The sequence below is a fragment of the Pseudomonas sp. PB105 genome (genome assembly GCF_009764655.1).
Taxonomy (GTDB): domain Bacteria; phylum Pseudomonadota; class Gammaproteobacteria; order Pseudomonadales; family Pseudomonadaceae; genus Aquipseudomonas; species Aquipseudomonas cyclaminis.
The window spans coordinates 36000-58877 of sequence record NZ_RWIO01000035.1 but is presented as its reverse complement, the minus strand read 5'-3'; the positions used below and the strand labels follow the sequence as shown (position 1 = coordinate 58877).

The following is a 22878-nucleotide window of genomic DNA, read 5'->3' as shown; positions in this document are numbered from 1 at the left end:
CTCGCTACAACATCAGCAGGCCTCACAGCTACAACGACTACCGGTCGCCGGTCATGAAGGAAAGGTTGGCGGCGTGAACCGTAATCGGTGTCCAAGATTACTTGACCAGTTCAAGCCCCCTCCCACATTGGTCTGCCTTAGTGAGTACGCGCGACCGCAAACTCACTCAGTTCAACCAGGGCGTCCCGGTATTCACTGGCAGGCAGGGCTTCCAGGCACTGGATCGCACGGGCCACGTAATCACGCGCCAGCTGTGCGGTGTAGTCCAGGGAGCCCGAAGCTTCTACGGCCTCACGGATGCTTTCCAGGTCTTCGATCCCGCCTTTCTGGATCGCTTTGCGTACCAGGGCGGCCTGTTCCGGCGTACCTTCGCGCATGGTGTAGATCAGCGGCAAGGTCGGCTTGCCCTCGGCCAGGTCGTCACCGACGTTCTTGCCCAGGGTTTCGGCGTCGCCTTTGTAGTCGAGCAGGTCATCCACCAGTTGGAACGCCACGCCCAGGTGATCACCAAAGGTACGCAGGGCTTCGGCCTGTTCGGCGGTCGCACCGCACAGGGCCGCAGCGCTGTGGGTCGAGGCTTCGAAGAGCATCGCGGTTTTGCCGCGAATCACTTCCATGTAGGTTTCTTCGGTGGTGCTGGCGTCGCGGACCTTCGACAACTGCAACACTTCGCCTTCAGCGATGATGCGCGTGGCCTGGGACAGGATCTTCATCACCGGCATCGAGCCCAGTTCGACCATCATCTCGAACGAGCGCGAATACAGGAAATCGCCCACCAGCACGCTCGGGGCGTTGCCCCACATGGCATTGGCGGTCTCGCGACCACGGCGCATGCCGGACATGTCGACCACGTCGTCATGCAGCAGGGTGGCGGTGTGCAGGAATTCGATGGTGGCCGCCAGCAGGCGCAGGTCATCGCCTTCGCGGCCCAGGGCCTTGCCACACAGCAACACTAATAAAGGACGCAGGCGCTTACCGCCCGCCGACGTAATGTAGTCGCCAATTTTGGAGACCAGCGGCACTTTAGACGTCAGCTGCTGCTTGATGATGCCGTCGACGGCGCTAAAATCGTCCGCGACCGCGCGGTAGAAAGCTTGGGGTTGCATCAGCGACAGTCGCTCCAGAAGGGTTGCGCGGCATGCTAGGACCCTGACCCCGCAGTGTCAAGGCGCGATAGACGGCCCCTTGCAAGGCCTCGTTGCCTTGCGTACAATCGCGCACCCTGAACTTCCTGGGCAGCACCTGCCTTACGCAATTGCATTCGGGACGTCCATCCCATGCAGCCATGCCAGCCAATACCTCTTCTTATAAAGAGCTGGGTGAGCAGGATTATCGGAGAAATACCATGTCGTACGCAGTAATTGTTACTGGTGGCAAGCAATACAAGGTCGCCCCAGGTGAATACCTGAAGATCGAAAAACTGGAAGTCGCTACTGGCGAATCCGTTACTTTTGATCGCGTTCTGTTGGTCGCCAATGGCGATGACGTGAACATCGGCGCTCCAGTTGTTGCTGGCGCTACCGTTGTGGCTGAAGTGATTTCCCAAGGGCGTCACGATAAAATCCGCATCATCAAGTTCCGTCGTCGTAAGCACCACATGAAGCGTATGGGCCACCGCCAGTGGTACACCGAGATCAAAATCACCGGTATTCAGGCTTAATTTCAGCCTAATTCCTCACTAGGAGAATTGACTCATGGCACACAAAAAAGCTGGTGGTAGTACCCGTAACGGTCGCGACTCAGAAGCCAAACGCCTTGGCGTTAAGATGTATGGCGGCCAGAAAATCATTCCGGGCAACATCATCGTGCGTCAGCGCGGCACCCAATTCCACGCCGGTTACGGTGTAGGCATGGGTAAAGATCACACCCTCTTCGCGAAAATCGAAGGCGTGATCAAGTTTGAAGTAAAAGGCGCGTTCAACCGCCGTTACGTGAGCGTTGTCGCAGCTTAATTGCGAGATCGCTGGAAAAGCCCTGTCTTGCGACGGGGCTTTTTCGTTTGTGGGGTGAGTCTCTTGCAAAGCTGTTTGTGATGGGCTCCGGCGCTGGATTTGCGGTCGCTGATTGAGGTCGCTGCGCTCATTTTTGCAAGAGTCTTATGTCTTGGTTTTTTAAGCTCGTCCGTGCGGCGAGAGGCGTTTTGTTATGAAGTTCGTTGATGAAGTTTCCATCCGAGTAAAAGCAGGCGACGGCGGTAACGGTTGCATGAGTTTCCGTCGCGAAAAGTTCATCGAAAACGGTGGCCCCAACGGCGGTGACGGCGGTGACGGCGGTTCCATCTACATGATGGCCGACGAGAACCTCAACACCCTGGTCGACTACCGTTACACCCGGCACTTCGATGCCGAGCGTGGCTCCAACGGCGGCAGCACCGACTGCACCGGTAAGAAAGGTGAAGACCTGGTACTGCGCGTACCGGTCGGCACCACGATCATCGACTCCGCGACCCAGGAAGTGATTGGCGACCTGACCAAGGCCGGCCAGAAGCTGATGGTTGTGCAGGGCGGCTGGCACGGTCTGGGTAACACCCGATTCAAGTCCAGTACCAACCGTGCACCGCGCCAGACCACGCCGGGCAAGCCTGGCGAGCAGCGTGACCTCAAGCTGGAAATGAAAGTACTGGCAGACGTAGGCCTGCTGGGCCTGCCGAACGCGGGTAAAAGTACCTTCATCCGCTCGGTCTCTGCCGCCAAGCCGAAAGTCGCCGACTACCCGTTCACCACCCTGGTGCCAAACCTGGGCGTGGTCAGCGTCGATCGCTGGAAAAGCTTCGTGATCGCCGACATTCCCGGCCTGATCGAAGGGGCTTCCGATGGCGCAGGCCTGGGGATTCGCTTCCTCAAGCACTTGTCCCGTACCCGTTTGCTGCTGCACCTCGTCGACATGGCGCCGCTGGATGACACCAGCGCACCAGACGCCGCCGAAGTGATCGTCAGCGAGCTGACCAAGTTCAGCCCGGCCCTGGCTGAGCGTGATCGCTGGTTGGTGCTGAACAAGTGCGACCAGATCCTCGAAGAAGAGCACGAGGAGCGCGTCAAGGAAATCGTTGACCGCCTGGAATGGACCGGTCCGGTCTACGTGATCTCGGCCATCGCCAAAGAAGGCACCGAGCGCCTGACCCGCGACATCATGCGCTACCTCGAAGACCGCGCCGACCGCCTGGCCGCCGACCCGGTATTCAAGGCAGAACTGGCCGAACTCGACCAGCAGATCGAAGACGAAGCCCGCGCCCAGCTGCAAGCCCTGGACGACCAGCGTGCCCTGCGCCGCAGCGGCGTGAAGTCGGTCCATGACATCGGCGACGACGATTGGGACGAAGAAGACGTGGATGATGAAGACGGTCCGGAAATCATTTACGTGCGTGACTGATCCGTTGCAGTAAACTTGAACGCCGCTCTCTATAGAGCGGCGTTTTAGTATCCGGGTTTAACGTTATGGGCCGCGCTGGGTCGCGCAGCCCTCAATCTAAGGTTGAAGATGATGCGGAGCAAAGTGACAGGTGCGCAGCGCTGGGTCGTAAAGATCGGAAGTGCGCTGCTGACAGCGGATGGCAAAGGCCTGGATCGCGCAGCAATGAGCGTTTGGGTCGAGCAGATGGTGGCCTTGCATGAAGCAGGCGTCGAGTTGGTGCTGGTGTCGTCCGGGGCGGTAGCCGCCGGGATGAGCCGCCTTGGCTGGACCGCGCGACCCAGCGCGATGCACGAACTGCAAGCCGCTGCCGCCATCGGCCAGATGGGCCTGGTGCAAGCCTGGGAATCCAGCTTCGCCGAGCATGGCCGCCACACGGCGCAGATCCTGCTGACCCACGATGACCTGTCCGACCGCAAGCGCTACCTCAACGCCCGCAGCACGTTGCGTGCACTGGTGGAGCTCAAGGTCATCCCGGTGATCAACGAGAACGACACCGTGGTCACCGACGAAATCCGTTTCGGCGACAACGACACCCTGGCCGCCCTGGTGGCCAACCTGGTGGAAGCCGACCTGTTGGTGATCCTCACCGACCGCGACGGCATGTTCGACGCCGACCCGCGCAACAATCCCGATGCCCAGCTTATTTATGAAGCGCGTGCCGATGACCCGGCGCTTGACGCCGTGGCCGGCAGTGTCGGCGGTGCCCTGGGCCGTGGCGGCATGCAGACCAAGCTGCGAGCTGCACGCTTGGCTGCACGGTCCGGGGCACACACCATCATCGTCGGTGGGCGCCTGGAGCGCGTGCTGGATCGCCTAAAGGCTGGGGAGCGCATCGGCACGCTGCTGTCGCCGGAACGCGGCATGTTGGCGGCACGCAAGCAGTGGCTGGCCGGTCACCTGCAAACCCGTGGCACCCTGGTACTGGACGATGGCGCGGTGTCGGCGCTGTCCCAAGGCAACAAGAGCTTGCTGCCGGTGGGCGTCAAACTGGTACAAGGCAGTTTCCGCCGTGGCGAAATGGTGGTGTGCGTGGCCCCCGACGGTCGTGAGATCGCTCGCGGCCTGGCTAATTACAGCGCCCTGGAAGCTCAGAAAATTATTGGACAATCGTCGGATGCGATTGTCGGACTATTGGGTTACATGGCCGAACCGGAACTGGTTCACCGCGACAACCTGATCCTGGTTTAACCAAAGGAATATACGATGCGTTTAGTGAAGTTCGCGCTGGGCCTGCTGTTGCTGACGCCGCTGCTGGCTTCGGCCGAAGAGATTGGCCAGGTGTCGACGGTGTTCAAGTTTGTCGGCCCCAATGACCGGATTGTCGTGGAAGCGTTTGACGACCCCAAGGTCGACGGCGTGACCTGCTATTTGTCCCGCGCCAAGACGGGCGGCGTCAAGGGCGGCCTCGGCCTGGCCGAAGACCGTGCCGAAGCGTCGATTGCCTGCCGTCAGGTCGGCCCGATCCGCTTCAAGGGTGAGCTCAAGGACGGCGACGAAGTGTTCAAGGAGCGCACCTCACTGGTGTTCAAGACCATGCAGGTGGTGCGTTTCCTCGACAAGAAGCGCAACACCCTGGTGTATCTGGTCTACAGCGACCGCCTGATCGAAGGCAGCCCACAGAACGCCGTGACCGCGATTCCGATTTTGCCGTGGCCGACCGCTCAGTAATCCGCAGGCGGGTTTTGTAATCGGCGTCTATGATTGCAGGCTTGCGAGTTGTAATCTCGATGAGCCGCAACGTAAAGAACATGGGACATCTGGAGTTCGTCATGAGTGCTTTCCACGACCTGAAACTCAAAGCTTTGGACGGACAAGAGCTGCCACTGGCGCCCTTCAAGGGGCACGTGGTGCTCGTGGTCAATGTGGCCTCCAAATGCGGCCTGACCCCGCAATATGCGGCGTTGGAAAACCTCTATCAGCAGTACAAGAACAAGGGATTTACCGTGCTGGGCCTGCCGTGCAACCAGTTTGCCGGCCAGGAACCGGGTACCGAAGAGGAAATCCGCGAGTTCTGCAGCCTGAACTACGGTGTCACCTTTCCCTTGGGCAGCAAGCTCGATGTAAACGGCCCGGAGCGTCACCAACTCTACCGTTTGCTGGCAGGTGAGGGCGCCGAATTTCCTGGGGATATCACCTGGAACTTCGAAAAATTCCTGCTCGGTAAAGATGGTCGCGTGCTCGCGCGCTTCTCACCGCGCACAGCGCCGGATGATCCAGCAGTCGTCCAGGCCATCGAAAAAGCCCTGAGCTGAACCTTTGGCAGGCGGGCTTGTGTGGTGAGCGGGCTTGTCGAATCGTCGCACCGCCCGCGCTGGGCTGCGTAGCAGCCCAATACCTCACCGCTTTTACCCCTTAATCACCCCAATCAATAGTGCTACCCAGCGCTGTGCACTCTCCATATTATCCGCATCATAAACCCCGTCTCCCGTGGAGTGCCCCCATGCCCGTCCAAGCCTTGTTCAAACCTTTCCAGCTCGGCGCATTGCAACTGTCGACCCGCGTGGTCATGGCGCCGATGACCCGCTCGTTTTCTCCGGGTGGCGTACCCAATTCCAAAGTGATCGAATACTACCGCCGCCGCGCTGCCGCTGGCGTGGGCCTGATCATCACCGAAGGTACTGTGGTCGGTCACCAGGCCTCCAACGGCTACCCGAATGTCCCGCATTTCTACGGTGAGGCGGCCTTGGCCGGCTGGAAGAAAGTAGTCGATGCGGTACACGCCGAAGGCGGCAAGATAGTCCCGCAACTGTGGCATGTAGGCAGCGTGCGCCGTATCGGCACCGAGCCTGACGCCAGCGTTCCCGCCTACGGTCCGATGGAAAAACTCAAGGACGGCAACGTGGTCGTCCACGGCATGACCGCCCAGGACATCAAGGACGTGATCAACGCCTTCGCCCAAGCCGCCAAAGACGCCCAAAGCATTGGCATGGACGGTGTGGAAATCCACGGCGCCCACGGCTACCTGGTCGATCAGTTCTTCTGGGAAGGCAGCAACCAGCGTACCGACGAATACGGCGGCAGCCTCGCCAACCGCTCGCGGTTTGCCATCGAACTGATCGAGGCCACCCGCGCCGCCGTTGGCCCGGATTTCCCGATCATCTTCCGTTTCTCCCAGTGGAAGCAGCAGGACTACACCGCGCGTCTGGTGCAAACCCCTGAGGCATTGGGTGAATTCCTCAAGCCTTTGTCCGACGCCGGCGTGGATATTTTCCACTGTTCCACCCGCCGTTTCTGGGAGCCGGAATTCGAAGGTTCCGACCTCAACCTGGCCGGCTGGGCCCGTCAGCTCACCGGCAAACCGACCATCACCGTCGGCAGCGTCGGGCTGGACGGAGAGTTCCTGCAGTTCATGGTCAACACCGACAAGGTCGCGCAGCCGGCCAGCCTGGAAAAACTGCTGGAGCGCTTGAATAACGACGAGTTCGATCTGGTTGCCGTAGGTCGTGCGCTGTTGGTTGACCCGGATTGGGCCGTGAAGGTGCGTGAAGGTCGCGAGGGCGACATTCTGCCGTTCAGTCGTGAGGCGTTGACGACTCTGGTCTGAGTGGCGTCAGGGCGGGCACTGGGTGGCCGTCCTTGCACACTCCGCGCAACTGGCGTTCAAACTGTTCGATAATCGCCGGCCAGCCCTGGCGACTGGCATGTTGGCGCGCGTTCAGGCGCGCCCTGCGCAACGTTTCGCGCTCTTCCAGTAGCCAGATGGCCGCATCGCAAAACGCATTTTCATCCCCCGGCATCGCCAGTGCGCCGCTATAGCCGTGGCGCAGGTGCTGGCTTGCGGCCGCTTGATCGTAGGCCACCACACCAAGACCTGAAGCCATGGCTTCCAGCACCACGTTGCCGAAGGTTTCGGTCAGGCTGGGAAACAGAAACAGGTCACCGCAGGCGTAATGCCGTGCCAGCTCTTCGCCGCGTTGAGTGCCGCAGAACACCGCGTCGGGCAGATCGCGCTCAAGCAGTGCGCGTTGCGGGCCGTCGCCGACGATGATCAGCTTCATGCGGCGCGATGGATACGTAGCTTGAAGCGCATCGACGCAGCGCTTGAGCAGCCCGAGGTTTTTCTCCTGGGCCAGGCGGCCAACGTGCAGCACAGCAATATCGTCGTTCTCCAGACCCCAGCTTTCACGCAGTGCATTGTCACGCTTGGCCGGGTGGAACAACTGGCTGTCGACACCGCGCGACAACATGCCAAGGCGCTCGAAATGCCGGCGCTCCAACTCCAGGCGTTGGCTGGCGCTGGGCACCAGGGTCAGGGTCGAACGGTTGTGAAACCAGCGCAGGTAATGCGTGACCACACGGCTCAGCAGGCTCAAACCGTACTGGTTTGAATACTGCTGGAAGTTGGTGTGAAAGCCACTGACCACACTGATTCCCAGGCGGCGTGCTGCACGCAGTGCGGACAATCCCAGCGGGCCTTCGGTGGCGATGTAGAGTACGTCCGGGCGTTGGCGTGTCCACCGTCGCAATAACTTGTGCATCGACGACTGGCCCCATTGCAGGCCTGGATAACCCGGCAGCGGCCAGCCGCGGCACAGTAAGAGTTCGTCGTCGCTGAGCCGGCTCTGATCAGCGCCCTGGCGTGGGCGCACGAGCTCGACTTGATGGCCGCGCGCACGCAAACCGTCGCACAGGCGACCAAGGGTATTGGCCACCCCGTTGATCTCTGGCGGGAAGGTTTCGGTGATCAGGGTGATATGGAGCGAAGCTGTCGTCATGACCCATAGTGTCCTGGTGGGCCATGTCGCCATTGTGTCATCCAGATGATGGATTTATGACCTGGGCACCTTGGGCGTGGCCATCGCCTCGGCGCCTTGCTCGCGCACCCAGAACAGCGTCGCCCCGGCCACCGCCGCCGGCATCATCAGCAGGTTGACCACCGGCACCAGCAGCACCAGATAAACAATCCCGCCGAAGCTCATGCTCTGCCAGCGCTTCTGGCGCAGCCACGCGAGCATCTCGTTCCAGCCCAGCTTGTGGTTGTCGGCCGGGTAGTCGATGTACTGGATCGCCATCATCCACACGCCGAACAGCAGCCACAGCGGCGCCGCAATCAGGTTCACAACGGGGATAAACGACAGGATAGACAGACCGATCGCCCGCGGCAGAAAGTAGCCCAGCTTGCGCATTTCCCGAGCCAGGGTGCGCGGCACCATGGCGATCAGCTCGCCCCAACTGAACGCGGGGAAGTCATCGGTACCGCGCACCACCACTTCGACTTTCTCCGAGAGAAAGCCATTGAACGGTGCCGCGATGATATTGGCGAGCATGGTGAAGGTGAAAAACACCATCAGCACCACCAACACCACAAACAAGGGCCATAACAGGTAATTAAGAAAACTCAGCCAGCTCGGCAGCGTCGGCATCAAGTGGTCGACCCACAGGCTGAACTGATGACCGGCGAAGTAGATCAATCCGACGAACAGCACCAGGTTGATCGCCAGGGGCAGCAGCACAAACAGCCGCAGGCCAGGGCTCAATACCAGTTTGAGGCCTTCACGCAGGTATTGCGGGCCGGAAAGAGCAGGGGCGGGCATGGAGAACTCCGAGCAGAATGGCGATCGCGCCGACCTTACCGGCTTTACATTCAAGGTGAAAGCCGCGACATCAAAGTTAACAAAGGCGTCGATCAGGCCAACTGACAGCATAGAGACCGCCTATGAGCTGGATTGTTAAACCGTATTTCCTTAATCTTGCCCCCCTCTATACGCTGCACCCATTATTTTCAGGATCTGCGAGTTAAAGCCTTCCCCAAGTGCTTCGCAGTCCTTTTTTATTCCAGCCGCCTTGTAGTCCGGGCGGTCGATAGGAGTGAGTCATGTCTGATACCCGTCATTCGCGAGTGATTATTCTCGGTTCCGGCCCTGCCGGTTACAGCGCTGCGGTCTACGCTGCCCGGGCCAACCTCAAGCCGCTGCTGATCACCGGCATGCAGGCGGGCGGTCAGTTGACCACCACCACGGAAGTCGACAACTGGCCGGGCGACGTCCACGGTTTGACCGGCCCGGTGCTGATGGAGCGTATGAAAGAACACGCCGAGCGCTTTGAAACCGAGATCGTGTTTGATCACATCAACCAGGTCGACTTCTCCAAAAAACCTTACAGCCTGACCGGCGACAGTGGCGTCTACACCTGTGACGCGCTGATCATCGCCACTGGCGCCAGCGCCCGTTACCTGGGCCTGCCATCGGAAGAAGCGTTCATGGGCAAAGGCGTTTCTGCCTGCGCGACCTGCGACGGTTTCTTCTACCGCAACAAGCCAGTTGCGGTCGTCGGCGGCGGCAACACGGCTGTGGAAGAGGCGCTGTATCTGGCCAACATCGCCAGCACCGTGACCCTGGTTCACCGTCGCGAGACCTTCCGCGCCGAGAAGATCCTGATCGACAAGCTGCACGCCCGTGTCGCTGAAGGCAAGATCATCCTCAAGCTCAACGCCACCCTGGATGAAGTCCTGGGCGACAACATGGGCGTGACCGGTGCCCGCCTGAAGAACAACGACGGCAGCTTCGACGAGCTGACAGTCGACGGCGTGTTCATCGCCATCGGCCACACCCCGAACACCTCGTTGTTCGAAGGCGTGCTGGAAGCCAAAGACGGCTACTTGGTGGTGCAGGGCGGCCGTGAAGGCAATGCGACTGCCACCAACATCGAAGGCATCTTCGCGGCCGGCGACGTGGCTGACCATGTGTACCGTCAGGCCATTACCTCGGCTGGCGCCGGTTGCATGGCCGCACTGGATGCCGAGCGTTACCTCGACGGCCTGAAGGACGCTTCGTTCTAACAAACGCCGTAAAACAATGTGGGAGGGGGCTCGCCCCCGATAGCGGTGGTTCAGTATCAAATGTACTGACTGACACACCGACATCGGGGGCAAGCCCCCTCCCACATTTTGATCTGCGTCTGACTTAGGATTTGCGGGTCAGTGGCTGGGCCGTGAATTTCACACCGGCCAGACCATGGGCGATCAATGCGCGGATATTGCCGTGGTCGCTGCCCTCAGGCGTAGCGATTACCGAGCGGTAATGCTCGCCAAACGCCAGCAGCGCTTCCTGGTCACTCAAGCCTTCCAGCACCGCCAGACCCAGCGTCTTGCACGACCCTTCATTCTGCCCGGCAGCGTTTTCCACCGCGCCGTTGGTGAAGGCTTGTGGCTGGTAGTCATACCCTGCGGCAACAAACGCCAGGGTATCGGCAAAAGCATGGTCACCGCTGTTGAGGCTGGCGCGCAGGGTGTTCAGATCATTCATGGGTTTTTCCTTTGGCGAACGCCGCCTGTTGGTCGGCGTTGGCTTCTTTCTGGTATTGGGCTTTCCAGTCGGCGTACGGCATGCCGTACACCACTTCACGGGCATCATCGAGGCTCAGCTCGATGTGGCGCTCGTCGGCCTCGGCCTTGTACCACTTTGACAGGCAGTTACGGCAGAAACCGGAGAGGTTCATCAGATCGATGTTCTGCACATCCTTGCGGCTGTCCAGATGGGCCACCAGCCGGCGGAAGGCGGCAGCTTCGAGTTCGAGGCGTTGTTGATCGTTCATAGGGTTCACTTGAATATCAGCGGCTGGCCGCCAGGGTAATCGAAACCGACTCGGCAAAGCGCAGCGCATGGGGCTTGTCCACTTCGACCTCGGCATACAGCACCGATTCATTGCTCATCACCAGGTCCAGCAGTTCCTGGGTCAGACGCTCCAGCAGGGCAAAGCGGTTGCCTTCCACGTGGGCGATGATCGCCTTGGTGATGGTGCGGTAGTTCAGCGCGTGGTCGATATCGTTGTCGCGCACCGCCTCCTGGGCGGCGTACAGGATGGTCAGGTTGATCAACACATCCTGCTTGTTGAGGATCTCGTCCTCGTTGATGCCGATGAAGGTGCGCAGGCACAGGTCCTTGACCCGGATGCGCGCCATGCCTGGTTGAAGTTGTGGCATTGCTACTTGCTCCGTCCAATCAGTTGCAGGAACTCCATGCGCGTGGTGTTCGACTCGCGGAAAGCGCCGAGCATCACCGAGGTGTTCATGGTTGAATTCTGTTTCTCCACGCCGCGCATCATCATGCACATGTGCCTGGCTTCGATCACCACGGCCACACCGGCGGCCTGGGTCACGTCCTGGATGGCGTCGGCGATCTGCCGCGTGAGGTTTTCCTGGATCTGCAGGCGCCGGGCGAACATGTCGACGATACGCGCCAGTTTCGACAGGCCCAGCACCTTGCCAGTCGGAATATAGGCCACATGGGCCTTGCCGATAAAGGGCAGCAGGTGGTGTTCGCACAGCGAGTACAACTCGATGTCCTTGAGGATCACCATCTCGTCGTTATCGGAAGAGAACAGCGCCCCGTTGACGATCTCTTCCAGGTTCTGCTCATAGCCATGACACAGGTACTGCATGGCTTTGGCGGCGCGCTTGGGCGTGTCGAGCAAGCCTTCGCGCTCTGGGTCTTCGCCGAGGCCTTTGAGAATCTCGCGGTAGTGTTGGGGCAGGGACAAGGTCATACAACATCCTCACATACGGCTTACTTGATATGCCGCCCGCCGTTGACGGTCAGGGTGGTACCGGTGACATAGGGGTTGTCCAGCAGGTAGCGCACGCTCTGGTAGATCACCTCGGGACCGGGCTCGATGCCCAGGGCAGACTTGGCCAATATCTTGCTGCGATAGGCCGCGTCGTCGTCTTCGTTGAACATCACCATCGCCGGGGCGATGCCGTTGACCTTGATCAGCGGCGCGAACTGCGCGGCAAATGACAGCGTAAGGCTATCGAGCCCGGCCTTGGTGGCGCAGTAGGCAATGTGCTGGCGGCTGCCCTTGCGCACCACGTCATCGCTGATGTGCACGATGTCGGCTGGTGAAGAACGTTGCAGCAGGGGTGAACAATGCAGGTTGATCAGGTACGGCGCAAGCATGTGCACGCTGAACATGTCGCTGAAGGCGCGGCTTTCGTCGCCCGGGGTTTCCGCGACCCAGGCCGAGGCGTTGTGGATGATCGCGCGCAGGCTTTGAGTATGGGTCTGCAGGTCAGCGATAAACGTCAGGATTCCAGCTTCGTTGGAGAAGTCGGCAAACACACCGACCGCACCCCGTTCGCGCAGGGCCTGCACACCGGGGCGTTCGCTGCGATAGCTGAAAATCACCGGTTGGCCTTCGTCCAGCAGGCGCTGGGCGCAATGCAGGCCGACACGTTGGCCGGCGCCGGTGATCAGGATCGGTGCATGGGTTGCAGTCATGGGAGGCTCGCGTCGCTGGCAGGCGCAAATCATACCAGCGACGGGTCGCCCCTGTACTCACGCCGCCGCTTCGGCGGCCTTGCGCGGTGTTGGCGCGGGATGCAGCCAGTTCGCCAGCAGGTGGGTCGACAGCGGAATGAACCAGTAAACCATCAGCGGCGTGAGTGCCATCGTGCTGACCAGCACGCGCGGCACCAGGTCGAGCTGATTGAGCAATGGCCCCAGGACGAAATTGAACAGCAGCGACACCGGGAAAAACGCCAGCCAGATCGCCACCGCCTGTTTCCAGCGCGGCGGACGCGCGCCAGCCGCACCAAACCAGCCGTCGATGCCACGTACGCGGTGCTCGGATGGGTCGGCAAACAACTCGCTGCCACGGCTCAGCCACGCACCACGGGAGGCGGAAAACTCCCAGGCGTGCAGGGTCTTTTCATCGGCGAAACGGAAAATGATCTGGAATTCGTCATCGTTGGGCGGCGGTGCCAGCACGCCGGAACCCAGGTAACCGGGGAAGTCGGTGGCCAATTGCTCGCCTTCGCGCAGCCAGGCCATCAGTTCTTCGTAGCGCCCTTTGGCGACGCGGCGCGCAACCATCAAGGTGACGGGAGAGGTAGACATTGTGTATCTCCAAATATACGGGTGCGCTGAACCGGGTAGGCGGCGCACAGACGAAGCTGCGGGGTGTTGCAGCGACGTGTAAAAAGCAGGCAAGGATTATTCCTGTTTTGCCGAAATACACCAGCGACATTGGTCCGAAAAGCCCAGACCTTGAAAAAGACAGGTCTAAAGGCGTTAAATGAGCACCCGACTACAAACGGTTTTTTGGTCTCAAATGCCCGTGATTACTGCTCCCACTGATAGCACTTCGCATCTGGATTCAACTGACGCCTCTGAGCTGTTTCCAATCCGTGAAGTCTCAAGATTGACAGGCATCAACCCGGTCACCCTGCGTGCCTGGGAGCGCCGTTACGGTCTGATCCAGCCCATGCGCACCGAAAGTGGGCATCGCCTCTACTCCAAGTCCGACATTGAGACCGTCAATCGCATTCTTGATTGGATCGAGCGGGGAGTGGCCGTGAGCAAGGTCGGCAAGATTCTCGCCCGCGACGATCAGCAGGCCGAAATGATTCGTGCTGAGCGTGACACCCTTGAAGACGCCGAATGGCCGCAGTGGCGGGCGCGCCTGATGACCGCGATCAGTGCCTTTGATGACCGCCAGCTGGAGAGCGTGTACGGCCAGATTTTTACCACTTATCCCCTCAGTGTGGCGTTTCAGGACATCCTGATGCCCCTCTGGAACGAGCTGTTGCGCCACCAGGGAGGTTTCGGTCAGGCCAGCGAATGGCTGTTTTTCGACGCCTTCCTGCGTGTACAAACCTTCCTGCGGCTGCACGTCGCGAGTGGGTCGCTGGTGCCCAGGGTACTGCTGACCGCCATGCCCGGCGAATGCCGCAAACTGGAGTTGCTGGTGGCGGCGCTGTTGATGAGTCGTGATGACTTGACCGTGAAGGTGCTGGGCATGGGCCAGCCGTTTGATGAGCTGACCCTGGTGTGTGAAAAGATTCAGCCCCAGGCGCTGGTCATCCTCTCCAATCACGCCCATAACCTTGAGTTGGCAGGGCGCCTCAATCGCTTGGCGTTGACCCTCGATTGCCCATTGTTTCTGGCGGGTGCCGCGTCGGACCTGGCGCAGAGCGCACTGGCAGGCTCCTCCGTCGGTTGCCTGGGCAGCGAAGGGCGCGAGATGCAACGCCGCTTGCAGCAGTTCCTCAGCGGTAACCTGGATACCTGATCTCAGGCGTGCATCTGCGGGTGCACCAGGCGGTGCTGATGCAGGATGAACTGGCGCAGGCGCTCGATTTCATCCGTATCGCTTTGGCTGAGGCGATAGGCAAACAACCCCCGCGCCGTTTCCCGCTCGAACGCGCCGCGCAGGCTGATGCGCTCATAGCCGGAAGGGCTGAACCACAGGGAAAAGGTTTTTGGCGGCTTGATCCTGCCCCGAATCTCCACCAGCACGCCCTTGAATGACACTTCATGCACCCACAGCGCGCTCGCCGTGCCCTTGATGTTTTCCAGGGCTACCGGTGCTTCGAGCGCCAGCCGCCAGGCGCGGATCACTGGGCCGTCTTCGAAAATGCTCGGCACCCCCAGACGCAGATGCACGGCATTGAACTCATCCTCCACCAAGTGCAGGGGAAAGGTCAGTTGCTGGTTGTCGAACTGTGCCTGAATGGTGACATGGTCGTGGGCGGCCAGGCGGGTGAGCAAGTCGCGAATCTGCGCACCGCCGTTGACGGTCAGGCTCGACGACGCATCCCGCAAGTTGAGTTGCGGGTTGTGTTGCATGTTCTGAATGAAATCCAGCTCATCCTGGGTCAGAAGCGCATCGCGTTGCATCGTACGGGCTCAGTAGGGAGGGCATTAAAGTGCCATTATCTGCTCATATGGCCGCATTTTCTAAGTTTTGTTTAATCCGCTGGTCGCCCTGAGCGCCGCGAGCTCGGCCTTGACCTGGGCCAATTCGCCTTCCAACTGCGCGACACGCTGCTGGGCCTTGACCTGGAGCGTGACGTCTTTTTGTACGCCGACAAAATACGTCTGTTTATCGGCCGCGTTATGCACCGTCGAAAGTGACAGCTCGTTCCAGAAATGGCTGCCGTCCTTGCGGTAATTACGCAGGATTTCCCGGCACGCCCCACCATTCTCCAGCGCGTCCCGTATAGCCATCAGCGCTGGCTGGTCACGGTCACCCGACTGCAGGAAGCGGCAGTCCTGATAGAGGATTTCATCCAGGGTGTAGCCGGTCAGCCGTTCGAATGCGGGGTTTACGTAAATCAGCGGCTTGTCTTTGCCTTCCCGTTCGGCGACCACGATGCCGTCGTTGGAAGCGTCGATCACCATTTGCATCAGCTTGGCGTTAATCATTGAGCGATCCATGGCTGGTTGTTGAAATGGGCAGTTTATGGCAAGTCCTGAATCTTGCACGGTGTGGCCCGAAATATTTGCGTCGCTGTTAATATCCCAGGCTTTCGCTCAACTACAGGATCAGATTGATGAAAGTCGCCATCCTTTCCGGCTCGGTCTACGGCACGGCTGAAGAAGTCGCCCGCCACGCCGTCGGCATCCTCAAAGACGCCGGTTTTGAAGCCTGGCACAACCCCCGTGCAACCCTGGCGGATGTGCAGGCGTTTGCCCCCGAGGCGTTTCTGGCGGTGACCTCGACCACCGGCATGGGTGAACTGCCCGACAACCTGCAACCGTTGTATTCGACGATTCGCGACCAGTTGCCTTCGGCCTGGCGCGGTTTGCCCGGTGCGGTGATCGGCCTGGGCGACGCCAGCTACGGCGACACCTTCTGTGGTGGCGGTGAGCAAATGCGCGAACTGTTTGGCGAGTTGGGCGTGCGCGAAGTCCTGCCGATGCTGCGCCTCGACGCCAGCGAAAGCGTCACTCCGGAAACCGACGCCGAGCCCTGGCTGGCTGAGCTGGTCACCGCACTGGGCGATGACTGAGCGGTTCGCAGTGGCTTTATTGACGGCGTCTCTTTGACGCCGTTTACACAGATTTAAACTATTCTCCTAGCTGACTCGTACGGTCATCAAGCTGGCTGCGAAGGCAACTCCGTCTGCCAGGGCGTCTGACTAGACTGGCCCATCACTCAAAAAACAATAAGAAGTGCGCCAAGGAGGTCGTTGCCGTGAGCCTAGCCCCTGTTGTATCGCCACAGACTGTCAAAGATCAGGTCAGCGCTGCCGAGTGGCAAGCCCGTGTCGACCTGGCGGCCTGCTATCGCCTGGTGGCGCTGCATGGCTGGGACGACCTGATCTTTACCCACATCTCGGCCAAGGTGCCGGGCACCGATGATTTCCTGATCAACCCTTACGGGCTGATGTTTCACGAGATTACCGCGTCGAGCCTGGTCAAGGTCGACCAGGCCGGCAACAAGCTGATGGACAGCCCCTACGAGATCAACCCCGCGGGCTACACCATCCACAGCGCCATCCATGAAGTGCGCCACGATGTCACCTGCGTGCTGCATACCCACACGGCCGCCGGCGTGGCGGTGGCGGCGCAGAAACAAGGCGTGCTGCCGATCAGCCAGCAATCGATCTTCGTGCTGTCGAGCCTGGCCTATCATGCCTACGAAGGTGTGGCGCTGAACCACGAAGAGAAGGCGCGCCTGCAGGCCGACCTGGGCGACAACAATTTCCTGATGCTGCACAACCATGGTCTGCTCACCTGTGGCAGTACCATCGCCGACACCTTCCTGATGATGTTCACCTTTCAGCGCGCCTGCGATATCCAGGTGCTGGCGCAAAACGGCGGCGCTGAATTGATCGCCATTGGCCCGCAGATTCTGGCGGGCGCCAAGGCCATGGTCGCGGCTGTCACAAAGAGCGCCCAGGGTATGGGGGGCGCGCTGGCCTGGCCGGCGTTGCTGCGCAAATTGGATGCTCAAGATCCTGGGTATAAAAGCTGATGCCACTCGCCGAGATCCCGCTCAGAGCCTGGCGCAAGCGCAGCCAGAGTTTCGACTTTCGCGGTCGCACCATCCGTTATTGGACGGCGGGGCAGGGCGAACCGTTACTGCTGATCCATGGCTTTCCCACCGCCAGTTGGGACTGGCATTACGTGTGGCAACCCCTGGCCCAGCACAACCTGGTCATCGCCTGCGACATGCTCGGTTTTGGCGATTCGGACAAGCCGCTGGACCATGGCTACTGCTTGCTCGAACAGGCCGACTTGCAACAGGCGCTGCTTGAGCATCTGCGCCTGGATCAGCCGGTGCATGTGTTGGCCCATGACTACGGCGACAGCGTCGCCCAGGAACTGTTGGCCCGACACTATGAAGGCCGCTTCCAGATGGCCAGTTGTGTGTTTCTCAACGGCGGGCTGTTCCCGGAAACCCATCGCCCGGCGCTGGTGCAAAAGCTCTTGCTCAGCCCGCTGGGCTGGATGATCGGCCGCGCGTTCGGGCGCAATGCCCTGGCCGACAGCTTCAACCAGATATTCGGCCCCAACACCCGCCCCAGCGAAAGCGCCCTTGACGATTTCTGGAGCCTGATCGACTGCAACGACGGCACGCGCATCCTGCACAAACTCATCGCCTACATTCCCCAGCGTCGGCGCCTGCGTGATCGCTGGGTGGCGGCGATGCAGCACGCTGACGTGCCGTTGCGGGTGATCGACGGCGAGATCGACCCTATCTCGGGTATCCATATGGTGGAGCGCTACCGCCAGTTGGTGCCCAACGCCGACACGGTACTGTTGGCCAATATCGGCCACTACCCGCAGATCGAGGCGCCGGTGCTGGTGCTCAAGCACTACCAGGCGTTTCGTGATCGAATTGGGCTGGCCGCGCCGCGCCTGGCTTATTCCTAGACCCTAGGATCATCCCTCTGCCTTATCGAGCACCATTCAGCCCTGGCCGTCTTTATTGTGACCAGAGGCTGGGTGCCCGACACTCGACCCATTCCCATTGTCGCCATTGGAGTTCGGTATGAGTGAGTCAGTGCAGTTCCAGGATAAGGTCGTGATCGTCACCGGTGCCGGCGGCGGATTGGGCCGGGCCCATGCGCTGTTGTTCGCCAGACACGGGGCCAAGGTGCTGGTCAATGATCTGGGCGGTTCCACCCAGGGCGAAGGCGCCAATGCCTCGGCGGCCGACCGGGTGGTGGCCGAGATTCGCGAAGCGGGCGGGATCGCCGAAGCCAACCACGACTCTGTCACCGACGGTGACAAGATTGTGCAGAACGCCCTCGACGCCTTTGGCCGCATCGACGTGGTGGTCAACAATGCCGGCATCCTGCGCGACAAAACCTTCCACAAAATGGAAGACGCCGACTGGGACCTGGTGTACCGCGTGCATGTCGAAGGCGCCTACAAAGTCACCCGCGCCGCCTGGCCCCATCTGCGTGAGCAAGGTTACGGCCGGGTGATCTTCACCGCGTCCACCTCGGGTATCTACGGCAACTTCGGTCAGTCCAACTACGGCATGGCCAAGCTCGGCCTGTATGGCTTGACCCGCACCCTGGCGCTGGAAGGGCGCAAGAACAACATCCTGGTCAACGCCATCGCCCCCACGGGCGCCACGCGCATGACCGAAGGCCTGATCCCGCCGCAAGTGTTCGAGCGCCTCAAGCCGGAACTGGTCAGCCCGCTGGTGGTGTACCTGGGCAGCGAAGCCTGCCAGGAAACCTCGGGGTTGTTTGAAGTGGGCGGTGGCTGGATCGGCAAGACCCGCTGGGAGCGCAGCCTGGGCGTGGGCTTTGATCCCGAAGCCGGCTTTTCGCCGGATGATGTGGCCGCGCACTGGCAGCAGATCTGCGACTTCGAAGGAGCGGCTCATCCCAAGGACAACATCGAGGCCTTGAAGGAGATGATGGCCAACTTGCAGAAATACAGCCTCTGATCGTTGCTTGAAAAAGATTGAATCCTACGGGGCGCTGATGGCGCCTCGTTTTATTTCAGGCAAAAAAAAGCCACTGCAAACGCAGCGGCTGAAGTAAGACGTTGGATCAAGGAGCGACAAATCAACGTCAGTGAACACCGGTAACAGATTGAAAAAAGACATCAATCCATTTGAATCTGGCTTTTCTTCCGTTGGCAGGAAGCGGACTGTTTGCCCTGAAAGCCCGGCAAGAATAGTCGTTTGTAACAGCATGAGTAATAGCGATTCACGACATGCACTGTTGTCAAAACTGCAACAGTTACGGCGCTCGCCATCCACGCCCCTGATAACCCGCCATCCACCCGGTCGATGCCCCCGCCCAGACCCAGGCCAGAGCGCCCGGTAATCCTTTCGAGCGACAACACGAATCCCTCCTTGGTGCGCTTATCGCTCCTGATGCGCGGCAGTAGGGTGGGGCCTTCTGTCACTCACCGGGGAAGACGCATGACAAAAACAACAATGCGCGCCATCTTCACGCCACAGGCGCTGGCCGCTGCGGTTGCCTTGGGTTGCTGCGCCCAGGCTCAGGCTGTTTCGTTCAATATTGGCGAGATCGAAGGGCAATTCGATTCGTCGTTGTCGGTGGGGTCGAGTTGGGGCATGCGCGATGCCGACAAGAGCCTGGTTGGTACCGTCAATGGCGGCACAGGCCAGGCTTCCACGGGGGATGACGGGCGGCTCAATTTCAAGAAGGGCGAGACCTTCTCGAAAATCTTCAAGGGCCTGCATGACCTTGAACTCAAGTACGGCGACACCGGTGTGTTCGTGCGTGGCAAGTACTGGTATGACTTTGAACTCAAGGACGAAGACCGCGAGTTCAAGCAGATCAGCGACCACAACCGCAAGGAAGGCGCCAAGTCCAGCGGTGCGCAGATCCTCGATGCGTTCGTTTACCACAACTACTCCCTGGGCGACCTGCCGGGCACCGTGCGCGCCGGTAAGCAGGTGGTCAGTTGGGGCGAAAGCACCTTCATCGGCAACTCCATCAACAGCATCAACCCGATTGACGTGTCGGCGTTCCGCCGGCCCGGTGCCGAGATCAAGGAAGGCTTGATCCCGGTGAACATGCTGTTTGCGTCCCAGAGCCTGACCAACCAACTGACTGTGGAAGGGTTTTATCAGTTGGAGTGGGACCAGACCGTACTGGACAACTGCGGCACCTTCTTTGGCGGTGACGTAGCGGCAGATGGTTGCACGGGTAATTACACCGTAGGCAGTCCGGGGATCGCAGCGTTGCAACCGATCGCCGCATCACGCGGCCAAGGCTTTGTGGTGACCCGCGAGGGTGTGGTGGTGCAGCGTGCCGGCGACCGTGATGCGCGGGACTCCGGCCAATTCGGTGCAGCCCTGCGCTGGTTGGGTGATGACACCGAGTACGGCCTCTACTTCATGAACTATCACAGCCGTACGCCCACTGTCGGCACGATTACCGCCAATACGAACCTGGCGACCATTGGTGGCATCGCCGCCGCCGCTCCTGCAGGTTTCGGTTCAGCCCTGGCCCAGAGCACCATGCTCGGCCGTGGCCAGTACTATCTCGACTACCCGGAAGACATCCGCCTGTTCGGCGCGAGTTTCTCCACCACCTTACCCACCGGCACCGCGTGGACCGGGGAAATCAGCTACCGGCCCAATGCCCCGGTGCAGTTGAACACCACTGACCTGACACTGGCGCTGGTCAACCCTATCGCCGGCCAACTGGCCTCACCCATCCGCAGCAATTTCGGCAGCGACAACAAAGGCTACCGCCGCAAGGAAATCACCCAGATCCAAAGCACCATGACCCAGTTCTTCGACCAGGTCCTCGGCGCCGAACGCCTGACCCTGGTCGGCGAGGCGGCCGTCGTGCACGTGGCGGGCCTGGAGGACAAATCCAAACTGCGTTATGGCCGTGATTCGGTCTACGGCGCCTACGGTTTCCAGGGTGACACCGACGGTTTTGTCACCTCCACCTCCTGGGGCTACCGCGCGCGGGCGATCCTCGACTACAACAACGCGATTTTCGGGGTGAACCTCAAGCCCAACCTGTCCTGGTCCCATGACGTCGCCGGCTACGGCCCCAACGGGATCTTCAACAAAGGCGCCAAGGCCATCAGCGTCGGCGTGGATGCGGACTACCGCAGCACCTACACCGCCAGCCTCAGCTACACCGACTTTTTCGGCGGCGACTACAACACCCTGACCGACCGCGACTTCCTCGCCCTCAGCTTCGGCGTGAACTTCTGATTTGGCTTAAAGAAGGACAAGAACCTATGCGTAAGACAATTGCAGTGTTGGCCCTGAGTCTGTTGGCCGCCCACGTGATGGCAGCCGTATCGCCGGAAGAAGCGGCCAAGCTGGGCACCACCCTCACGCCAGTCGGCGCCGAAAAAGCCGGCAATGCCGACGGCTCGATTCCGGCCTGGACCGGCGGCATCCCGAAAAACGCCGGCGCGGTGGACAGCAAAGGCTTTCTGGCCGACCCGTTTGCCAGTGAAAAACCGCTGTTCGTGATCACCGCCGCCACCGTCGACAAGTACAAAGACAAACTCTCCGACGGCCAGGTGGCGATGTTCAAGCGCTACCCCGAGACCTACAAGATCCCGGTGTACCCGAGCCACCGCACGGTCAACCTGCCGGCGGACATCTACGAGTCGATCAAGCGCAGCGCGCTCAACGTCAAGGCGATCAACGACGGCAACGGTCTGGAGAACTTCACCGGCAACCGTTACTACGCGTTCCCGATTCCGAAGAATGGCGTGGAAGTGCTGTGGAACCACATCACCCGTTATCACGGCGGCAACCTGCGCCGCATCATCACCCAGGCCACCCCGCAGACCAACGGCAGCTACACGCCGATCCGCTTCGAAGAAGAAGTGGCGGTGCCTCAGGCGATCCCAGATATCGACGCGGCCAAGGCGGCCAACGTGCTGAGCTATTTCAAGCAGTCGGTCACCGCCCCGGCGCGTCTGGCGGGCAACGTGTTGCTGGTGCACGAAACCCTCGACCAGGTGAAGGAGCCGCGCCTGGCCTGGATCTACAATGCTGGTCAACGCCGCGTGCGCCGTGCGCCGCAAGTCTCCTATGACGGGCCGGGCACCGCGTCCGATGGCCTGCGCACCACCGACAACTTCGACATGTTCTCCGGCGCCCCCGACCGCTACGACTGGAAGCTGGTGGGCAAGAAGGAGATGTACATCCCCTACAACAGCTACAAACTCGATTCGCCGAGCCTCAAGTACGACGACATCATCAAGGCCGGCCACATCAACCAGGACCTGACCCGCTACGAACTGCACCGCGTGTGGGAAGTGGTCGGCACGGTCAAACCGAGCGAGCGGCACATCTACGCCAAGCGCCACATGTACATTGACGAAGACAGCTGGCAAGTCGCGCTGGTGGATCACTACGACGGTCGCGGCCAACTGTGGCGTGTCGCCGAAGGTCATGCGCAGTTCTACTACGACCACCAGGTGCCGGCCTACACCGTCGAAACCCTGTACGACATCATTGCCGGTCGCTACATCGCACTGGGCATGAAAAACGAGGAGAAAAGCAGCTTCGTGTTCGGCTTCGCCGCCAAGGCAGCGGACTACACCCCGGCCGCGTTGAGGGCTGAAGGCGTACGCTGATCCCGGATCGAAGCGCAGTCAACATGTGAGAGGGGGCTTGCCCCCGATGAGGGAGTATCAGTCACTGGATTGGTTGACTGATACACCGCCATCGGGGGCAAGCCCCCTCCCACTTCTGTGCATGGCCTTCAATCACCCTGCTGAATACTTCTTCAACAACCCCCCGCCACAGGACTAGGGTACGCAA

General features: G+C 60.4%; 27 protein-coding genes. 15 read left to right on the top strand and 12 right to left on the bottom strand.

Translation table 11 applies throughout. The features are described from left to right. Nucleotides 1-137: 137 nt before the first annotated feature. Nucleotides 138-1106, bottom strand: a complete 969-nt coding sequence (locus EJD88_RS07745; protein ID WP_099587253.1) for a polyprenyl synthetase family protein — start codon at nucleotides 1104-1106, stop codon at nucleotides 138-140. Nucleotides 1107-1345: 239 nt separating this feature from the next. Here EJD88_RS07745 and rplU point away from each other — a divergent pair, with 239 nt between their 5' ends. The 7 genes from rplU (at nucleotide 1346) to EJD88_RS07710 (ending at nucleotide 6955) form a co-directional block, all read left to right on the top strand. Further along, on the top strand, nucleotides 1346-1660 hold the full coding sequence (gene rplU, locus EJD88_RS07740; RefSeq protein WP_026014348.1) for a 50S ribosomal protein L21: 315 nt from the start codon (nucleotides 1346-1348) through the stop codon (nucleotides 1658-1660). Nucleotides 1661-1694: 34 nt separating this feature from the next. Beyond that, nucleotides 1695-1952, top strand: coding sequence for a 50S ribosomal protein L27 (rpmA, locus tag EJD88_RS07735; RefSeq protein WP_003176049.1), 258 nt, complete (start codon nucleotides 1695-1697; stop codon nucleotides 1950-1952). A gap of 193 nt (nucleotides 1953-2145) precedes the next feature. Beyond that, nucleotides 2146-3369 carry an Obg family GTPase CgtA gene (gene cgtA / locus EJD88_RS07730; protein WP_015885843.1) on the top strand — a complete coding sequence of 408 codons (1224 nt, stop codon included), beginning with the start codon at nucleotides 2146-2148 and terminating at the stop codon, nucleotides 3367-3369. 111 nt (nucleotides 3370-3480) lie between these two features. Further along, nucleotides 3481-4599 (top strand): glutamate 5-kinase, encoded by a 1119-nt coding sequence (proB, locus tag EJD88_RS07725; RefSeq protein ID WP_026013771.1) that lies wholly within the window; start codon nucleotides 3481-3483, stop codon nucleotides 4597-4599. Between the two features lie 15 nt (nucleotides 4600-4614). Next, nucleotides 4615-5079 (top strand): CreA family protein, encoded by a 465-nt coding sequence (locus tag EJD88_RS07720; protein ID WP_099587254.1) that lies wholly within the window; start codon nucleotides 4615-4617, stop codon nucleotides 5077-5079. A 101-nt stretch (nucleotides 5080-5180) separates the two neighbouring features. Next, entirely contained in the window at nucleotides 5181-5663 is a 483-nt protein-coding gene (locus tag EJD88_RS07715; protein WP_158877556.1) for a glutathione peroxidase, read from the top strand. Nucleotides 5664-5851: 188 nt separating this feature from the next. After that, nucleotides 5852-6955 carry an NADH:flavin oxidoreductase gene (locus EJD88_RS07710; protein ID WP_099587256.1) on the top strand — a complete coding sequence of 368 codons (1104 nt, stop codon included), beginning with the start codon at nucleotides 5852-5854 and terminating at the stop codon, nucleotides 6953-6955. On the opposite strand, the gene EJD88_RS07705 is transcribed toward EJD88_RS07710, so the two are convergent. Together EJD88_RS07705 and cysZ are read right to left on the bottom strand one after the other, a co-directional pair. Beyond that, the gene (locus tag EJD88_RS07705; RefSeq protein WP_158877554.1) at nucleotides 6924-8126 is read right to left on the bottom strand and encodes a glycosyltransferase family 1 protein; all 1203 of its coding nucleotides are present in this window, start codon (nucleotides 8124-8126) and stop codon (nucleotides 6924-6926) included. The genes EJD88_RS07710 and EJD88_RS07705 overlap by 32 nt on opposite strands. Before the next feature lie 54 nt (nucleotides 8127-8180). Then, nucleotides 8181-8945 carry a sulfate transporter CysZ gene (gene cysZ / locus EJD88_RS07700; protein ID WP_158877552.1) on the bottom strand — a complete coding sequence of 255 codons (765 nt, stop codon included), beginning with the start codon at nucleotides 8943-8945 and terminating at the stop codon, nucleotides 8181-8183. A 281-nt stretch (nucleotides 8946-9226) separates the two neighbouring features. On the opposite strand from cysZ, the gene trxB reads away from it, so the two are divergent. Continuing rightward, nucleotides 9227-10189: a thioredoxin-disulfide reductase gene (gene trxB, locus EJD88_RS07695; protein WP_158877550.1), complete on the top strand. Its 963-nt coding sequence runs from the start codon at nucleotides 9227-9229 to the stop codon at nucleotides 10187-10189. Nucleotides 10190-10313: 124 nt separating this feature from the next. Here the strand turns inward: trxB and EJD88_RS07690 are convergent, their stop codons facing one another. Genes EJD88_RS07690 through EJD88_RS07665 form a run of 6 tightly spaced genes read right to left on the bottom strand, consistent with a single transcriptional unit; the run spans nucleotide 10314 to nucleotide 13244 of the window. Further along, on the bottom strand, nucleotides 10314-10655 hold the full coding sequence (locus EJD88_RS07690; protein WP_158877548.1) for a HopJ type III effector protein: 342 nt from the start codon (nucleotides 10653-10655) through the stop codon (nucleotides 10314-10316). After that, nucleotides 10648-10944: a DUF1244 domain-containing protein gene (locus EJD88_RS07685; RefSeq protein ID WP_158877546.1), complete on the bottom strand. Its 297-nt coding sequence runs from the start codon at nucleotides 10942-10944 to the stop codon at nucleotides 10648-10650. Before EJD88_RS07685 ends, EJD88_RS07690 begins: the two co-directional genes overlap by 8 nt. Nucleotides 10945-10960: 16 nt before the next feature. Further along, complete coding sequence (folX, locus tag EJD88_RS07680; RefSeq protein ID WP_003194073.1) at nucleotides 10961-11332, bottom strand: dihydroneopterin triphosphate 2'-epimerase; 372 nt, start codon at nucleotides 11330-11332, stop codon at nucleotides 10961-10963. Nucleotides 11333-11334: 2 nt separating this feature from the next. Beyond that, on the bottom strand, nucleotides 11335-11895 hold the full coding sequence (folE, locus tag EJD88_RS07675) for a GTP cyclohydrolase I FolE (protein ID WP_099587260.1): 561 nt from the start codon (nucleotides 11893-11895) through the stop codon (nucleotides 11335-11337). A gap of 20 nt (nucleotides 11896-11915) precedes the next feature. Further along, a complete protein-coding gene (gene folM, locus EJD88_RS07670) occupies nucleotides 11916-12626 on the bottom strand; it encodes a dihydromonapterin reductase (RefSeq protein WP_158877544.1) in 711 nt (236 codons plus the stop codon). A gap of 57 nt (nucleotides 12627-12683) precedes the next feature. Then, nucleotides 12684-13244 carry an antibiotic biosynthesis monooxygenase gene (locus EJD88_RS07665; protein WP_099587262.1) on the bottom strand — a complete coding sequence of 187 codons (561 nt, stop codon included), beginning with the start codon at nucleotides 13242-13244 and terminating at the stop codon, nucleotides 12684-12686. Between the two features lie 214 nt (nucleotides 13245-13458). Between EJD88_RS07665 and EJD88_RS07660 the strand changes: the two genes are divergently transcribed. Continuing rightward, a complete protein-coding gene (locus EJD88_RS07660; RefSeq protein WP_158877542.1) occupies nucleotides 13459-14418 on the top strand; it encodes a MerR family transcriptional regulator in 960 nt (319 codons plus the stop codon). A gap of 2 nt (nucleotides 14419-14420) precedes the next feature. Here EJD88_RS07660 and EJD88_RS07655 read toward each other — a convergent pair whose 3' ends face one another. Then, nucleotides 14421-15026: a hypothetical protein gene (locus EJD88_RS07655; protein ID WP_099587264.1), complete on the bottom strand. Its 606-nt coding sequence runs from the start codon at nucleotides 15024-15026 to the stop codon at nucleotides 14421-14423. Nucleotides 15027-15086: 60 nt separating this feature from the next. Continuing rightward, nucleotides 15087-15554, bottom strand: a complete 468-nt coding sequence (locus EJD88_RS07650) for a PAS domain-containing protein (RefSeq protein WP_158877540.1) — start codon at nucleotides 15552-15554, stop codon at nucleotides 15087-15089. A 128-nt stretch (nucleotides 15555-15682) separates the two neighbouring features. Here EJD88_RS07650 and EJD88_RS07645 point away from each other — a divergent pair, with 128 nt between their 5' ends. The 4 genes from EJD88_RS07645 (at nucleotide 15683) to EJD88_RS07630 (ending at nucleotide 19041) form a co-directional block, all read left to right on the top strand. Further along, nucleotides 15683-16141, top strand: coding sequence for a flavodoxin (locus EJD88_RS07645; RefSeq protein ID WP_158877538.1), 459 nt, complete (start codon nucleotides 15683-15685; stop codon nucleotides 16139-16141). A 185-nt stretch (nucleotides 16142-16326) separates the two neighbouring features. Then, nucleotides 16327-17109: a class II aldolase/adducin family protein gene (locus tag EJD88_RS07640; RefSeq protein ID WP_112196715.1), complete on the top strand. Its 783-nt coding sequence runs from the start codon at nucleotides 16327-16329 to the stop codon at nucleotides 17107-17109. After that, entirely contained in the window at nucleotides 17109-18011 is a 903-nt protein-coding gene (locus tag EJD88_RS07635; RefSeq protein ID WP_099587268.1) for an alpha/beta fold hydrolase, read from the top strand. The genes EJD88_RS07640 and EJD88_RS07635 overlap by 1 nt, the downstream gene beginning before the upstream one ends. Before the next feature lie 118 nt (nucleotides 18012-18129). Then, the gene (locus EJD88_RS07630) at nucleotides 18130-19041 is read left to right on the top strand and encodes an SDR family oxidoreductase (protein ID WP_099587269.1); all 912 of its coding nucleotides are present in this window, start codon (nucleotides 18130-18132) and stop codon (nucleotides 19039-19041) included. Between the two features lie 161 nt (nucleotides 19042-19202). On the opposite strand, the gene EJD88_RS07625 is transcribed toward EJD88_RS07630, so the two are convergent. Then, nucleotides 19203-19445, bottom strand: coding sequence for a hypothetical protein (locus EJD88_RS07625; RefSeq protein ID WP_158877536.1), 243 nt, complete (start codon nucleotides 19443-19445; stop codon nucleotides 19203-19205). Nucleotides 19446-19524: 79 nt separating this feature from the next. On the opposite strand from EJD88_RS07625, the gene EJD88_RS07620 reads away from it, so the two are divergent. Together EJD88_RS07620 and EJD88_RS07615 are read left to right on the top strand one after the other, a co-directional pair. Continuing rightward, entirely contained in the window at nucleotides 19525-21306 is a 1782-nt protein-coding gene (locus EJD88_RS07620) for a DUF1302 domain-containing protein (protein WP_099587270.1), read from the top strand. A gap of 26 nt (nucleotides 21307-21332) precedes the next feature. After that, complete coding sequence (locus tag EJD88_RS07615) at nucleotides 21333-22691, top strand: DUF1329 domain-containing protein (protein WP_099587271.1); 1359 nt, start codon at nucleotides 21333-21335, stop codon at nucleotides 22689-22691. Nucleotides 22692-22878: the final 187 nt, after the last annotated feature.

Bases quoted from the DNA above. Each gene is read 5' to 3' on its own strand.
- EJD88_RS07745 (WP_099587253.1), bottom strand. From the start codon at position 1,106: ATGCAACCCCAAGCTTTCTACCGCGCGGTCGCGGACGATTTTAGCGCC.
- rplU (WP_026014348.1), top strand. From the start codon at position 1,346: ATGTCGTACGCAGTAATTGTTACTGGTGGCAAGCAATACAAGGTCGCC.
- rpmA (WP_003176049.1), top strand. From the start codon at position 1,695: ATGGCACACAAAAAAGCTGGTGGTAGTACCCGTAACGGTCGCGACTCA.
- cgtA (WP_015885843.1), top strand. From the start codon at position 2,146: ATGAAGTTCGTTGATGAAGTTTCCATCCGAGTAAAAGCAGGCGACGGC.
- proB (WP_026013771.1), top strand. From the start codon at position 3,481: ATGCGGAGCAAAGTGACAGGTGCGCAGCGCTGGGTCGTAAAGATCGGA.
- EJD88_RS07720 (WP_099587254.1), top strand. From the start codon at position 4,615: ATGCGTTTAGTGAAGTTCGCGCTGGGCCTGCTGTTGCTGACGCCGCTG.
- EJD88_RS07715 (WP_158877556.1), top strand. From the start codon at position 5,181: ATGAGTGCTTTCCACGACCTGAAACTCAAAGCTTTGGACGGACAAGAG.
- EJD88_RS07710 (WP_099587256.1), top strand. From the start codon at position 5,852: ATGCCCGTCCAAGCCTTGTTCAAACCTTTCCAGCTCGGCGCATTGCAA.
- EJD88_RS07705 (WP_158877554.1), bottom strand. From the start codon at position 8,126: ATGACGACAGCTTCGCTCCATATCACCCTGATCACCGAAACCTTCCCG.
- cysZ (WP_158877552.1), bottom strand. From the start codon at position 8,945: ATGCCCGCCCCTGCTCTTTCCGGCCCGCAATACCTGCGTGAAGGCCTC.
- trxB (WP_158877550.1), top strand. From the start codon at position 9,227: ATGTCTGATACCCGTCATTCGCGAGTGATTATTCTCGGTTCCGGCCCT.
- EJD88_RS07690 (WP_158877548.1), bottom strand. From the start codon at position 10,655: ATGAATGATCTGAACACCCTGCGCGCCAGCCTCAACAGCGGTGACCAT.
- EJD88_RS07685 (WP_158877546.1), bottom strand. From the start codon at position 10,944: ATGAACGATCAACAACGCCTCGAACTCGAAGCTGCCGCCTTCCGCCGG.
- folX (WP_003194073.1), bottom strand. From the start codon at position 11,332: ATGCCACAACTTCAACCAGGCATGGCGCGCATCCGGGTCAAGGACCTG.
- folE (WP_099587260.1), bottom strand. From the start codon at position 11,895: ATGACCTTGTCCCTGCCCCAACACTACCGCGAGATTCTCAAAGGCCTC.
- folM (WP_158877544.1), bottom strand. From the start codon at position 12,626: ATGACTGCAACCCATGCACCGATCCTGATCACCGGCGCCGGCCAACGT.
- EJD88_RS07665 (WP_099587262.1), bottom strand. From the start codon at position 13,244: ATGTCTACCTCTCCCGTCACCTTGATGGTTGCGCGCCGCGTCGCCAAA.
- EJD88_RS07660 (WP_158877542.1), top strand. From the start codon at position 13,459: ATGCCCGTGATTACTGCTCCCACTGATAGCACTTCGCATCTGGATTCA.
- EJD88_RS07655 (WP_099587264.1), bottom strand. From the start codon at position 15,026: ATGCAACGCGATGCGCTTCTGACCCAGGATGAGCTGGATTTCATTCAG.
- EJD88_RS07650 (WP_158877540.1), bottom strand. From the start codon at position 15,554: ATGATTAACGCCAAGCTGATGCAAATGGTGATCGACGCTTCCAACGAC.
- EJD88_RS07645 (WP_158877538.1), top strand. From the start codon at position 15,683: ATGAAAGTCGCCATCCTTTCCGGCTCGGTCTACGGCACGGCTGAAGAA.
- EJD88_RS07635 (WP_099587268.1), top strand. From the start codon at position 17,109: ATGCCACTCGCCGAGATCCCGCTCAGAGCCTGGCGCAAGCGCAGCCAG.
- EJD88_RS07630 (WP_099587269.1), top strand. From the start codon at position 18,130: ATGAGTGAGTCAGTGCAGTTCCAGGATAAGGTCGTGATCGTCACCGGT.
- EJD88_RS07620 (WP_099587270.1), top strand. From the start codon at position 19,525: ATGACAAAAACAACAATGCGCGCCATCTTCACGCCACAGGCGCTGGCC.
- EJD88_RS07615 (WP_099587271.1), top strand. From the start codon at position 21,333: ATGCGTAAGACAATTGCAGTGTTGGCCCTGAGTCTGTTGGCCGCCCAC.